Source organism: Pseudoalteromonas sp. S4492 (genome assembly GCF_005886115.1).
In the GTDB taxonomy this organism is placed as follows: Bacteria; Pseudomonadota; Gammaproteobacteria; order Enterobacterales; family Alteromonadaceae; genus Pseudoalteromonas; species Pseudoalteromonas gelatinilytica.
The window spans coordinates 1-13,687 of record NZ_PNCP01000069.1 but is presented as its reverse complement, the minus strand read 5'-3'; the positions used below and the strand labels follow the sequence as shown (position 1 = coordinate 13,687).

General features: G+C 42.9%; 10 protein-coding genes. 2 read left to right on the top strand and 8 right to left on the bottom strand.

Annotation, left to right across the window (positions count from 1 at the left end; all coding sequences use genetic code 11):
• Positions 1-169: 169 nt before the first annotated feature.
• From CWC28_RS19685 to CWC28_RS19675, 3 genes are all read right to left on the bottom strand, one after another.
• Entirely contained in the window at positions 170-856 is a 687-nt protein-coding gene (locus tag CWC28_RS19685) for a HEAT repeat domain-containing protein (RefSeq protein ID WP_138625637.1), read from the bottom strand.
• Positions 857-884: 28 nt separating this feature from the next.
• Positions 885-1,412, bottom strand: a complete 528-nt coding sequence (locus CWC28_RS19680) for a hypothetical protein (protein ID WP_138625636.1) — start codon at positions 1,410-1,412, stop codon at positions 885-887.
• Positions 1,413-1,548: 136 nt separating this feature from the next.
• Positions 1,549-2,733, bottom strand: a complete 1,185-nt coding sequence (locus CWC28_RS19675; RefSeq protein WP_058583815.1) for a BaiN/RdsA family NAD(P)/FAD-dependent oxidoreductase — start codon at positions 2,731-2,733, stop codon at positions 1,549-1,551.
• Between the two features lie 323 nt (positions 2,734-3,056).
• Between CWC28_RS19675 and CWC28_RS19670 the strand changes: the two genes are divergently transcribed.
• Positions 3,057-5,189, top strand: coding sequence for a S8 family peptidase (locus CWC28_RS19670; RefSeq protein WP_138625635.1), 2,133 nt, complete (start codon positions 3,057-3,059; stop codon positions 5,187-5,189).
• Positions 5,190-5,276: 87 nt separating this feature from the next.
• On the opposite strand, the gene CWC28_RS19665 is transcribed toward CWC28_RS19670, so the two are convergent.
• The 5 genes from CWC28_RS19665 to prlC form a co-directional block, all read right to left on the bottom strand.
• Positions 5,277-5,750, bottom strand: coding sequence for a peroxiredoxin (locus CWC28_RS19665; RefSeq protein ID WP_063699866.1), 474 nt, complete (start codon positions 5,748-5,750; stop codon positions 5,277-5,279).
• A gap of 105 nt (positions 5,751-5,855) precedes the next feature.
• Positions 5,856-7,781, bottom strand: coding sequence for a methyl-accepting chemotaxis protein (locus CWC28_RS19660; protein ID WP_063699867.1), 1,926 nt, complete (start codon positions 7,779-7,781; stop codon positions 5,856-5,858).
• Between the two features lie 150 nt (positions 7,782-7,931).
• Positions 7,932-8,687: a class I SAM-dependent methyltransferase gene (locus CWC28_RS19655; RefSeq protein WP_063699868.1), complete on the bottom strand. Its 756-nt coding sequence runs from the start codon at positions 8,685-8,687 to the stop codon at positions 7,932-7,934.
• 43 nt (positions 8,688-8,730) lie between these two features.
• Positions 8,731-9,909: a response regulator gene (locus tag CWC28_RS19650; RefSeq protein ID WP_063699869.1), complete on the bottom strand. Its 1,179-nt coding sequence runs from the start codon at positions 9,907-9,909 to the stop codon at positions 8,731-8,733.
• A 109-nt stretch (positions 9,910-10,018) separates the two neighbouring features.
• Positions 10,019-12,070: an oligopeptidase A gene (gene prlC, locus CWC28_RS19645; RefSeq protein ID WP_138625634.1), complete on the bottom strand. Its 2,052-nt coding sequence runs from the start codon at positions 12,068-12,070 to the stop codon at positions 10,019-10,021.
• A 151-nt stretch (positions 12,071-12,221) separates the two neighbouring features.
• Between prlC and gorA the strand changes: the two genes are divergently transcribed.
• On the top strand, positions 12,222-13,583 hold the full coding sequence (gorA, locus tag CWC28_RS19640) for a glutathione-disulfide reductase (RefSeq protein ID WP_063699872.1): 1,362 nt from the start codon (positions 12,222-12,224) through the stop codon (positions 13,581-13,583).
• Positions 13,584-13,687: the final 104 nt, after the last annotated feature.

The window sequence follows — 13,687 nt, the reverse complement described above, 5'->3', positions numbered from 1 at the left end:
AACTACTTATCACCTATCATATGCATGAAAAATAAATGGGTAACCTTATAGTTGTCTAGTTTAGGTGCTAGGTGCTAGGTGCTAGGTGCTAGGTGCTAGGTGCTAGGTGCTAGGTGCTAGGTGCTAGGTGCTACCAGCATAGTTTGACTTTTTATGAATGCGATAGATTTTATTCAGCGCACTTATCATCACTGACTCGTATGAAGCTAAGCTCTTCCTTAATCTGCTGCTTTAGAGAATCATTGGAGACTTTTTGTATATTAGTCCTAAGCATTTCTAGCGCGTAATCACCTTCAACAAGCAAAAGAGAACTGAATGCAGAAGAGCCGACAAAGGTATTTTGATTGTTAATCAATAGCTCAATCAACATATCAACATCTTCACGTTCGCCTAATAACCCGAGCCCACTGATTGCAGAATCCTTTAAAACATTCTCATCCGAGTTAATCATTTTAATGATGTACTTACGAGCACGGCTTTTATTCACGTTAGCATCAAAGCATCTATTCTTAAGGTTTAACCTCCACGTTAAAGAAGATAAGCGAATTAAGTTGTCATTTAGCAAGTGCTTTTGACTAGTATTATTCCAAATATCATTCAAAACCGTATTGTATATTTCTGGATTAAACCCTCGACTAGACCAACCGATTGATATTAAGTTTGCAACTGAAAATACAGCAGCCCTATAACGTGTATCCCAGTAAGAACCAAGCTCTATATTTTGCACTGAGGTATCTGCTTTCAATATCGCTTTTTCCAAATCTGATGGCCACTGCCAACTAACATCATCAGCATGCGTATGACATGTAATCACCAGTAGAAAACAAAAAAATAAGTAAGCTTTAAAGCTGTTCATAGAATAATAACCGAATAAAAAAAATAAATTAAAGTAACTTAAATTTAAGCCCAGATATTTCAAACTCTTTTATTTTTTTTACTAAATAGCCTGACATTAATGGATAGTGACCTTTCATATTAGTTATTAGAAAAATAGGATTTTCAGACTCATTAAAGTATTTGAAGCTATAACGCTTAATATCGAGTTTGAAACCATTCAGCTCTACAAAGTCAGAATCATCTTCATTTAGTACATTGATTTCTTTTGTCACAGAAAACAAATATAGAGCTTCACCATCTAGCATTAATTCCGACCAAAACCCGCAACCACTCAATAAATCGTTTAATTTATTATATGCAACTAGGTCACAAACTAAACATTGAGGATGAAGCCAATAGAAGGAGTTTTGCGAAAAGCCTCTTCGTCCTTGAAGCTCAACCTGTAATACCTTCCCACATGGTAATGGATTTTGAACTGATAGAGCCGTCGAAAATAATAAACTCGTTTCAGAGATATCAACCGGAGTAATAAATTCATCTTCATATTCTGGATAAAATTTATATACTTTATTCATCTATTACTCCATTAATAACAGCCACGCGCTGAAGCACGACCTACAAGCAAGTGCTACCCTAGAACCTAGTTCCTATGCCCTAATCACTAACACCTTTCCCCTTGCAACTCGCAACTAGTAACTAGTAACTAGTAACTCAACAATACTGCCCTGCTGCAAAGCCGCAGCTCCAGGCGTATTGGAAGTTGTAGCCGCCTAGCCAACCGGTGACGTCGGTGACTTCGCCGATGAAATAGAGGCCCGGTGACTTTTTCGCTTCGAAGGTTTTTGAGCTTAACTCGTCGGTGTCTACACCGCCAAGCGTGACTTCGGCTGTTCTGTAACCCTCTGTGCCGTTTGGCTTAATTTGCCAATTGTGAATGTAGTCATGTAACACGTCGATTTGCGCATGGCTTAGCTGGTTTACATTACAATCAGGGATCGCTTTAGTATCGTGCAGCATTTCAACAAAACGCTTTGGTAAAATGGTCGCTAGGGTATTTTTCAGTGACTTTTGCCCTTGGCTTTGACGCCACTGCTCAAGCTGCTGTTTTAAATCGAGCTCGGGTAACAAGTTGATGTACACAGTTTGCCCTGCACGCCAAAAAGAGCTGATTTGTAAAATAGCTGGGCCCGAAAGGCCGCGATGAGTAAACAAGATGTTTTCTTTAAACTGGGTGCCATCTTCACTGGTAACCAGACAAGGAATGCTGATCCCCGATAACCCATCAAAGCGATCTTTATCATGCTGGTGTAACGTAAATGGCACTAATGCCGCCATGGTTGGTAGCACTGTTAAACCAAATTGCTCTGCAATTTTATAACCAATTGGTGATGCACCGAGCTTAGGCATGGTTAATCCGCCCGATGCGACAACTAACGACTCACATTGATAGCTGTCTTGCTCAGTAATAACTTCATAGCCCGCATCGGTTTTTGTCACGCTGAGTACTTCGTTACGCAGCGCTATGTTAACACCCGCCCACTCACACTCAGTTAAAAGAATGTCGACGATATCTTGTGCGCTGTTATCACAAAATAACTGGCCCAGCGTTTTATGGTGATAGGCCAAGCCGTGACGGTCCACCAGCTCTATAAAGTCATGCTGGGTATAACGACTTAAACACGATTTTACAAAGTGAGGATTACCACACAAGTAGTTGTCTGGGCTTGCGTTTTCATTGGTGAAGTTACAACGCCCGCCGCCGCTGATTAATATTTTACGGCCCGGCTTTTTGCCCATATCAAGCACAGTAACATTGCGACCACGGTAGCCTGCTTGTGCAGCACACATCAAACCTGCGGCACCGGCGCCAATCACAATTACATCTACTTGGGTCATTACTCATACTCACTAAAAAAATTTAGCTGATTATAACAAGTTATTGTCGCTGCTGTGTTAACACTGAGGTGTTTTTACAAAAAAGATAAAACCAAAAAACGAAATAAAGTAAAAACTCAAAACCGTAAAATTATAACTTTATTATGAGAAATGCGTAGAAAAACACCATTAAAAGACTAGTTTAGACGTCTATACATTTAGTTATAACCAAAATAGAGACAACCATAATAAAACGATATTTTAACTAAATTTACATTTATTTTACCTTTGTCCCCCTTCGCGAAAAATATCGTGGAGATTTACATAACAATCTAGGGATCATTATGACAACTAACAACAACTTGAAGAAGTGCGCAATTGCACTGAGCTTGACTGCGTTGTTTGGGACGACGGCAGCAATGGCTACTCCAAACCAACTAATGTCACCATCTATGCAGGAAACTGCGGCGAAATTACAAGGCCAAGAAGGCTTTGGTACACAATTCATCATCAAGTATAAAAACAACAGTGATGAAATGATGACAATGTCGGCAGCAGAACAAACGCCGACTATGATGAGTAAAAAAGCAAAAGGCTTTGTTAAAAACTTCACCAGCAAAAAAGGTAAAGTAAAAGCACAATACGTTCGTGCAATGGCGATGAATAATCACCACGTAATGCGTGCTGATAAAAAACTTTCTGCTGAAGAAGCACAAGAATTCATGCAAGAGATGGTTGCAACAGGTAACGTTGAATACATCGAAATCGACCAAATGTTAAAGCCATTTGCAACGCCTAACGACCCTCGTTATGACGACCAATGGCACTACTACGAGCAAGCGGGTGGTCTTAACCTTCCTACTGCGTGGGATACAGCAACGGGTAGCGGTGTGGTTGTTGCGGTACTTGATACAGGTTACCGCCCACATATTGATTTAAATGCCAACATTCTTCCTGGCTATGACATGATCTCTAACGTGTCTGTAGCTAACGATGGGGGTGGTCGTGATAGCGATGCTCGCGATCCGGGTGATGCAATCAGCGCTAACGAATGTGGTTACACACATGGTGCGCAAGATTCAAGCTGGCACGGTACGCACGTTGCGGGTACTGTTGCGGCAGTGACTAACAACGGTGAAGGTGTTGCCGGTGTTGCTTACGATGCGAAAGTAGTTCCTGTACGTGTACTTGGTAAATGTGGTGGTTTAACTTCTGATATCGCTGACGGTATTATCTGGGCTTCAGGTGGTTCGGTTTCTGGCGTACCAGCAAATGCTAACCCTGCAGATGTTATCAACATGAGTTTAGGTGGTAGCGGTTCATGTAGCTCTACAACACAAAGCGCTATCAACCAAGCACGTAACAACGGCACTGTGATCGTAATCGCTGCGGGTAACGATAACGATAACTCTGCAAACTACAACCCAGGTAACTGTAATGGTGTTGTAAACGTTGCATCTGTTGGTCGTAACGGTGGTCGTGCTTATTACTCAAACTACGGTAGCAACATTGACGTTGCAGCACCGGGTGGCGCACAAAGCTTTGCGAATGACTCTGAAGGTGTGTTATCAACACACAACTCAGGCTCTACAAGCCCAAGCAGCGATTCATATCACTACTCGCAAGGTACGTCGATGGCAGCACCACATGTTGCGGGTGTAGCAGCGCTAATCAAGCAAGCTAAACCATCTGCAACGCCAGATGAAATCGAAAGCATCTTAAAATCAACAACTCGTTCTTTCCCTGCAACATGTACAAGCTGTGGTACAGGTATTGTTGATGCAGCAGCCGCTGTGGCAGCAGCATCAGGCACAACACCACCACCAACAGGCAATGTGTTAGAAGATGGCCAAGCACTAACAGGTTTAAGTGGCTCTGCTAGCAGCCAAACTTTCTACACAATGGAAGTGCCAACAGGTGCAACTAACGTAACCTTCACAATGAGTGGCGGTACAGGTGATGCTGACCTTTACGTTCGTGCAGGTAGCGCACCTACAACGTCAACCTATGATTGTCGTCCGTATAAAGGTGGTAACAACGAAGTATGTTCTATCGATAACCCAACAGCAGGTACTTACCATGTAATGCTGAATGGTTACTCTGCATACTCAGGTGTTAGCCTAGTGGGTGATTTAACAGTGTCTGGCGGTGGTTCAGGCTCAGGTTCACCACAAGCAGGTGGCGGCACTGTGACTGATATCTCTGCAAGTGCTGGTCAGTGGAAACACTACACGCTAGAAGTACCAGCAGGTATGGCAAGCTTCACTGTTACGACGTCTGGTGGTTCGGGTGATGCTGACTTATTCGTTAAGTTTGGTAGCCAACCAACGTCATCTAGCTATGACTGTCGTCCGTACAAAAACGGTAACGCAGAAACATGTACATTCAGTAATCCACAAGCAGGTACGTGGCACTTAAGCTTAAATGCTTACCGTACTTTCTCTGGTGTAACATTGGATGCACAGTATCAACCTTAATAGTTGATCTCCCCAGTATCCCCCTGGGACTTTTCAGCCGGACTTACGTCCGGCTTTTTTGTACTAATATCAAATAGCGAATTGATATTAAAGCTTTTCAAGAACAGCTTCAGCGCGGCTTACTACAAACTCTTTGTCTTGTTCAACAAACAGCCCTGTTACCGTTTGGTTTTCAACGATCATCGCATAACGCTTTGAACGTACGCCACCAAAACCAGCGGTGTCTTTATCTAAACCAAGTGCTTTAGTAAAGCTTGCATCACCATCAGCTAACATACGAATATGCTCTGCGTTATGAGCTTCACCCCATGCTTTCATTACAAATGCATCGTTCACCGATACACAGTAAATTGCATCAACGCCTTTAGCGGTAATTTTATCGGCTAGCGTAATAAACTCAGGTAAGTGAGCGTTTGAGCAGGTTGGCGTAAATGCACCAGGCACCGCAAATAACACTACTTTTTTATCTGCAAATAATGCCTCTGTTGATAGGGTTTGCATGCCCTCGCTAGTTAATTCACTAAGGGTTGCTGCAGGTAAATTTTGGCCTTGTTCGATCATTGTAATTCCTTGAAAGAAAATAAGAGTACAGAGTATATACCCAAAAAATTGAATACCGCATGATTTAAGGGCAAACAATGCAAACCATTGCTCGCCCTTGAAGAGTTATAAACCTAAGCTGGTTTTAATGGTGTGCATTTGCTCTTGTAGGCGATGCTGGATATCACTAACCAGTGAGTTTGACTCACTTACCTGCCCTTTCATGCTCTGCATTGATTGGCTAAAGTTTTCGAGTAAGGCATTTTGCTGTTTAGCAAGCTCCATAGCATCAAACGCGACTTTATTAGCATCTTGCGCGTTATCGGCAACGCCTTCTGAATTACGTTTAAGCTCTTGAGCATTTTGTGTTTGTAGCTCGGCATCATTTGCCAGTGCGCTAATTTGCTCCGATACCATGGTGGAGTTTTCACTTAATCGGTTTAGCTGATTGTTAATATCATCAAGCGAACCTTGTGTTTGTCTGGCAAGTTTTCGTACTTCATCGGCGACAACTGCAAAGCCTCGACCATGCTCACCTGCACGTGCCGACTCAATCGCCGCATTCAATGCCAGCAAGTTTGTTTGCTCAGCAATGTTCTTGATTACTTCAATGACTTGGCCAACATCATCAACCCCTTTTAATAGCTCTTTTAAGCTACCTAGACCTTGCTCAACGCGCTCTTCAGTACGAGAGCTTGCGGTTAACATGCTGTCGGCAAAGCCTAGGCTTTGCTCCATCGCACCAAAAGTTTGTTTGGCGTTGTCAGCCACTTGACCATTAATGTTATTGACCTGCTCACCAATGTGCTGAATATCACTTAATAAGCCTTGGTTTTGTTCCACCTGAGAGTGGCTGGCATCCGTTTGCTGAGCAATGGTATGTAAGTGCTCGCTCATCTCTAGCATAAAGTCATTAATAACTTTAAGCATTTGTGCTCGCTCTTCTGCCTCACCTCGCTGGCGCTCAATCAATTGATTAAAGTAATGGGCGATTTCACCGACTTCGGTTTTCGGATTTTTACTCTCGATATTTTTAAGCTCATTACTTTCAATCAAGAAAGCAAAGCCATCGCGCAACTGACGCAGTGGGTTAAGCACTTGGTTACGCTGAACAAAGTAAACGCCACCCGCTAAAACCACCAGCATGCCAATAGCCACGCAAAACACGATAAATACTTGTTGTTTAAGTTGGCTTTGTTCGTCTTTTAGTTTTTGCTCTGCACCGAGTACCGTTGCTGAAAGCGCACCGATTTGTTCGCGCAGTGCCTGCATACCGGTTTGACGTAGCTCAGCTTGTTCAAGGGTCGATGCTAAATCACGTGGAAAGCGTTTAGGCCAACTACTTAGCTCTGCTTTAATGTCACCCGCTAAATCTTCAGCTTCTTCACCCAGAAACAAGGCGTCTTCATCCACTTCGCTCATTACACCTAGGTTTTCGAGTCTATCGATTTTAGCAGCAAGAGCGTTTAGGTTTTCAACACTTTGATTGAGGCTATTTTTAGTGTCTTGATCAAAGTTGATCACCAACTTGTAAGTATACAAAGCAAGTGATGTCACTTCGCTGTAGTAGTCAGCAGCAAGTCGATAATACTCAAGAGCAAGCGCAGTTTGCGGCTCTGCTTTGCTTGCATAACCAATTAACGATGAGGCCGAGCCTGCCATTTGTCTTAACGAGTTATCGAGCAGTGCCATTTCGTTACCCGATAGCTTACCTAAAGCGCGATACTTACCATTAATGTCTTTATCGAGCTCTGTTAGCTGACTATTTAGCTGACCTGCAAGGTCATCAGGTAGCTCTGCTAAATGCTGCTTTTTAACATCGCTAATCAGCGTTGAGGCTTTATTTAAGTGTTGGCTGTCACCTTGCTCTAAATAATCATCAAGGTAACTTTTTAAATCAATAATGATGGTGTTTTTCAGCTTATTATAAGCGTTATCTTGCTGCTCTAAGCCGAGTAAGGTTTGACTAGCCCAGAACAAGGTGGCTGCCAGTAAGATACTGGCGAGTGTGAGTAAAACGGCCAATAGCCGAGTAAATGATGACACGCGCATAAACGATATTCCCAAGTAACGTTACGCGCGTAGAATATTAACCTTTTATGACAATTTGATGTAAACCGTAAAAAATAACAGGTAAAAGCGATAACAACTAACCCAAAAGGGTTAAATAAATACCAATTCGCTTAATATTGCGGATTAGTATCAGACCATTGCAGCTTTTACGTATACATCAAAGCGGTTCTTTTTGGTTTTGATTTGCATACTCGGGGTTTTGTCATTTAGAAATGGGGCGTAATCAGGGCGCTTCACGACGACTCGCTTACTGGCAAGTGGATAAGCAAATTCTAATAAATCATCAGCATCGCTGTCTGCACCGACGAGTTCTTGGAATACTCGCATTTCCTTTTTAACAAGGGCTGATTTTTCACGATGAGGAAACATAGGATCTAAGTACACAACATCAGGCACTTCGTTACATTGCGCCAGTAGAGTATGACTAGAGCCAAACACTAAACTCATGTTTTCTTTCATCCAAGGGCCGATTTCTGCATCGTTATAGGCGCGTTCTAGGCCATCAAATAATAGCGCAGCAACCACTGGGTGGCGTTCATGCAAAATCACTTTACAGCCAAGTGATGCCAGTACAAAGCCATCGCGGCCAAGTCCTGCGGTGGCATCTAGCACCACAGGCGTGGCACCTTTGTTTAAACCAACCGCTTTTGCGATAGCCTGCCCTTTACCACCACCAAACTTACGTCGATGAGCTGCGGCACCCGTTACAAAATCAACATGGATAGCACCAAGCTTTGGCTCGTCCTTTTTCTTCAAGCTCAGACCTTGATCGTCATAATGAAGCGAAAAACCTGCATTTTGCTCAGCCCACTTGACCAAACCAAAACGCTGTTCAATCGCATCTAAATAAGGACGCATTTCTTTAAAAGGACAATGAATTACCACGCAAAACTCCGAGCTATCTGATTCGCCGCCAGTATAGCATGCCTTAAAATAGCTCGATATCCGTTTGTGAGGTCACATCTTCGGTATCACTCGGCTCTGCCATTTTTTGTAAACTTGCTAAAAGCGAGCTTCGCGATTCGATAATGTGCTTTAACTGATACTTTATAAACGCCAAGTCTTCATTCAGTGAGGTAAACAGTAATTGCGTTTGTTTTAATTGCTGCAGGTGAAACGCAACTTCGTCGCTACTCGCCAAACCGCTTTGTTCAATAGATTTATTTAGCTCATCGAGTTGGGCGGCAAGCTTCTCAACAGCGTGTTCGCGAGAATCGCTGTTCAGATACATTTGATCAGACAAGTCATTAAACGCATTACCAATTTGCTGTGCCTGCGTAAGCGCACGCTCATTGTTTTCCATGTCTTGTACTTTGGCGTTAGTCACCTCAAGAATATGCGGGAATAAATCTTTGTAACGACCATACAGCTGGGCATCATCTAATGGCATATTCTTAACCAGCATCGATACTTTAGGGTAATTAATAATTGTGCGATGGCTAAAATCAACAAAGCGATTCGCATCTCGGTGTTTTTCGAGTAGCTCTTGCTCAAGTGGACACACCCCGCCATCTGCACTACAAAATACGCCAACATCTTGATACCAAAACGCCAGCACGACATCGAGCTCCATCGGGTTAAAAAACTCAAACATATGTTCCGATAACGCTTTGATATCGTGAGCATGATAACTTTGCCCTACGTAGCGCATGATGCGTCCCATATCGCCTGAATCTGTCATCGCGATTTCGGCAGTAATTTGCGCTCGCTCAACATCACTTTTAAGTTTTTTCGAGTGCTGGCGATATTGATACAACACGCGAATACGTGCCATCAGCTCTTCAGCATTAAATGGTTTTACAATGTAATCAGCAGCACCTGCGTTATAGCCTTTTACACGGTCTGGTAGGTCTGACTTACCCGATAAAAACATCACTGGAATATCTTTTGTTTGCGGGTTAGCTTTTAATTCGTTACATACCTCAAAGCCTGTTTTTCCCGGCATTTCGATATCAAGTAAGATGATGTCAGGATTGTACTTTAACGCCTGTCTTAATCCTTCGTCGCCATTTTTAGCATGGATCAGTGTGCAAAAGCCTGATAGCGATTCCTCAATCACATGATGGATATATTTATCATCATCAATGGCTAATACAAGTTTTGACATGCTTAATTCCTATAAACTCTTTTTTATGAAGGATAGTACGAGAGCGTGATTTTGCGAAGAAATATTAATAAAAAAAGCGCCTTACGGCGCTTTAGATCAACAAAAATTATTATGCAGCAATGCCGCTATGTCTAAGTAGCGCATCAACTTGTGGTTCGCGTCCTCGGAACTTTTTAAATAGCTCCATAGGCTCTTCACTGCCCCCTTTTTCTAAAATGTTCTTTAAGAACGCTTCGCCCGTTGCTGGGTTAAAAATGCCTTCTTCTTCAAATTTAGAAAATGCATCCGCCGAGAGTACTTCAGCCCACTTGTAAGAGTAGTAACCTGCGCTATAACCCCCCGCAAAAATATGGCTAAAACCATGCTGAAAACGGTTAAACGCGGGAGCTTTAACAACGGCCGTTTTACTGCGCACCTCATCTAGTGTTGCTTGAATATTACATGGCTCACCCGCTTTGTACGTATGGTGAATCGTAAAATCAAACAACGAGAACTCAAGCTGACGCAGCATTTGCATACCTGATTGGAAGTTCTTCGCCGCAAGAAGTTTATCTAATAACTCTTTTGGTAACGGTTCACCTGTTTCGTAATGACCCGAAATAAAGCTTAAGGCTTCTTCTTCGTAACACCAGTTTTCAAGGAACTGACTTGGCAACTCAACCGCATCCCATGCTACACCGTTAATACCTGCAACCGGCGCTGCATCAACTTGCGTCAACATATGATGAATACCGTGACCAAACTCATGGAATAAGGTCGTTACTTCGTTATGGGTAAACAAGGCTGGCTTATCACCCACTGCTTTATTAAAGTTACATACTAAATACGCAACAGGGGTTTGTAATTCGCCGTTAGCACGTACTTTACGACCCATGCAGTCATCCATCCACGCGCCGCCGCGTTTGCGATCACGAGCGTATAAATCGAGATAAAAGCGACCACGTAAAGTATTGCTGCTATCGTAAATTTCGAAGAAGCGTACATCTGGGTGGTACGTATCAAAGCCTGTGACTTCTTTAACGTTAATACCGAATAAGCGATTTACTGTGGTGAATAAGCCACTTAATACCGTATTTGCAGGGAAATATGGGCGCAATACTTCATCAGAAATCGCGTATTTTTCTTGCTTAAGTTTTTCCCCGTAATAAGCGTAGTCCCACGCGGCAAGCTCTGTCACACCGTGCTTATCTTTTGCGTAAGCAGTTAACTCAGCAAGTTCTTGCTCAGCTTGCGGTTTTGATTTGTCGGCTAAATCTTCTAAGAATGAGAAAACCTGCTCTGGCGTTTCAGCCATTTTAGTCGCCAATGACATGTCAGCGTAGCTGTTAAAGCCCAGTAACTCGGCAAGCTCGTGACGCAGTGCAAGCTCTTCGCTCATAATGGCAGAGTTATCAAATTCACCGGCGTTAGGGCCTTGATCAGAAGCACGCGTCACAAACGCAGTGTAAAACTCTTCACGTAACTCGCGGTTATCTGCGTAGGTCATAATGGGTAAGTAAGATGGAAAATCTAGCGTGAATACCCAGCCATCTAGATCTTTGCTTTTAGCTGTATCAGCACCAAGGGCTAATGCAGACTCAGGTAAACCAGCCAGTTCGCTTTCATCAGTAATGTGCTTTTGCCAAGCAAGCGTGGCATCCATCACATTATTACCAAACTTAGAAGCCAACTCAGATAAACGCGCACTAATTTCGCCATAACGCTTTTGTTGCTCAGGCTTTAAAGCGATACCAGATAGCTCAAAATCACGCAGTGCATTAGTAATGGTTTTTTGTTGGGCAATGGTCAGAGTTTTAAATTCGTCACTGCTGTGAAGTGCGTTGTAAGCATCGTACAAACCTTGATGCTGACCAACAAACGTTGAATACTCAGATAACAATGGCAAACATTGCTCATAGGCTTCACGTAGCTCGTCGTTATTAACGACAGAATTCATATGTGATACCGGTGAAAATAAGCGTGATAACTTGTCATCAGCTTCTTCAAGCGGAAGAACCAAATCATTCCATGTGTATGATTTAGTTGCCAGTACCTCATCTATTTTGGCACGGCACTCAGCAATCGCCGCTTTTAATGCTGGCACTACATGTGCTGGTTTAATTTTAGAAAACGGCGGAAGCCCTTCTAAACCAATGAGTGGGTTATTTTCTGCAATTGTCATTTTCGTTCTCAAATTTTATGCGAATATGATTTTGAAGTTGGGGCGAATTGATGAAATACAAGGGGCTTAACCTTGGTCTTTATTATGCTATTATCAACTTATTACTAAATCGATTAATTAATAAAGAATTATCTATTTTTGAGGACAAACTATGGCTCAGCATTTTGATTACATTGCAATTGGTGGTGGTAGTGGCGGTATTGCCTCTGCAAACCGTGCAGCAATGCGTGGCGCAAAAGTCGCTCTTATTGAAGCAAAACACATGGGTGGTACCTGTGTAAACGTGGGTTGTGTTCCAAAGAAAGTAATGTGGCACGGCGCACAAATTGCTGAAGCAATTAACGCATATGCACCTGACTACGGCTTTGATGTTGAATTAAAAGGTTTTAGCTGGGCTAAATTAGTTGAAAGCCGCGAAGCTTACATTGGTCGTATTCACCAAGGTTACAACAAGTACTTATCTAGCAATGGTGTAACTGTAATCAATGGCTTTGCTAAGTTTGTTGATAATAAAACAGTTGAAGTAAATGGTGAGATATACACGGCAGACCATATTCTTGTTGCTGTTGGTGGCCGCCCTACTATTCCTAACATCCCAGGCGCTGAGCTTGGCATTGATTCGAACGGCTTCTTTGAACTAGACGCACAGCCTAAGCGTGTTGCTGTGGTTGGTGCAGGCTACATTGCCGTTGAAATCGCAGGTGTACTTCATAGCCTTGGTACAGAAACACACTTGTTTGTTCGTAAAAACAAACCACTTCGTACTTTTGACCCATACATTGTTGATACGCTTGTCGAGATCATGGCGAAAGAAGGTCCGACTCTTCACACTGATTGCACACCTAAAGAAGTAGTTAAAGAAAGCGATGGTAGCTTAACAATTCACTTTGAAAATGGTCACAGCCAAAACGTTGATGAAGTTATTTGGGCTATTGGCCGTACACCTACAACTGACAAGATCAATCTTGCTGCGGCAGGTGTTGAAGTCACTGAAGGTGGTTACGTTAAAGTAGACGAATTCCAAAACACCACTGCTGAAAACGTGTACGCAGTTGGCGATATCATCGAAAACGGTATCGAACTTACGCCAGTAGCCGTTAAAGCGGGTCGTATTTTATCAGAGCGTTTATTCAATAAAGAATTACCTGATGATTTAAAAATGGATTACGAGCTAGTGCCTACAGTGGTATTCAGCCATCCACCAATCGGCACAATTGGTTTAACAGAGCAACAAGCGATTGATCAATATGGCAGCGATAAAGTGAAAGTATATCGTTCAACCTTCGCAGCTATGTACACAGCAGTAACGCAACACCGTCAACCTTGTAACATGATGCTGGTTTGTGCTGGCGACGACGAAAAAGTTGTTGGCTTACACGGTATTGGTTTTGCCGTTGACGAAATGATCCAAGGCTTTGCTGTTGCAATGAAGATGGGCGCAACGAAAGCAGACTTTGATGCTGTTGTGGCTATTCACCCGACGGGCTCAGAAGAGTTTGTAACGATGCGATAAACTCGAGTTGCGAGTTGCGAGTTGCGAGTTGCGAGTTGCGAGTTGCGAGTTGCGAGTTGCGAGTCAATTTTAAAACCTTGTGGTGCTGCCACAAGCATTTATTA

Excerpts from the sequence above, each read along its gene's own strand:
- CWC28_RS19680 (WP_138625636.1), bottom strand. The coding sequence starts at position 1,412 with ATGAATAAAGTATATAAATTTTATCCAGAATATGAAGATGAATTTATT.
- CWC28_RS19675 (WP_058583815.1), bottom strand. The coding sequence starts at position 2,733 with ATGACCCAAGTAGATGTAATTGTGATTGGCGCCGGTGCCGCAGGTTTG.
- CWC28_RS19685 (WP_138625637.1), bottom strand. The coding sequence starts at position 856 with ATGAACAGCTTTAAAGCTTACTTATTTTTTTGTTTTCTACTGGTGATT.
- CWC28_RS19660 (WP_063699867.1), bottom strand. The coding sequence starts at position 7,781 with ATGCGCGTGTCATCATTTACTCGGCTATTGGCCGTTTTACTCACACTC.
- prlC (WP_138625634.1), bottom strand. The coding sequence starts at position 12,070 with ATGACAATTGCAGAAAATAACCCACTCATTGGTTTAGAAGGGCTTCCG.
- CWC28_RS19670 (WP_138625635.1), top strand. The coding sequence starts at position 3,057 with ATGACAACTAACAACAACTTGAAGAAGTGCGCAATTGCACTGAGCTTG.
- CWC28_RS19650 (WP_063699869.1), bottom strand. The coding sequence starts at position 9,909 with ATGTCAAAACTTGTATTAGCCATTGATGATGATAAATATATCCATCAT.
- gorA (WP_063699872.1), top strand. The coding sequence starts at position 12,222 with ATGGCTCAGCATTTTGATTACATTGCAATTGGTGGTGGTAGTGGCGGT.
- CWC28_RS19665 (WP_063699866.1), bottom strand. The coding sequence starts at position 5,750 with ATGATCGAACAAGGCCAAAATTTACCTGCAGCAACCCTTAGTGAATTA.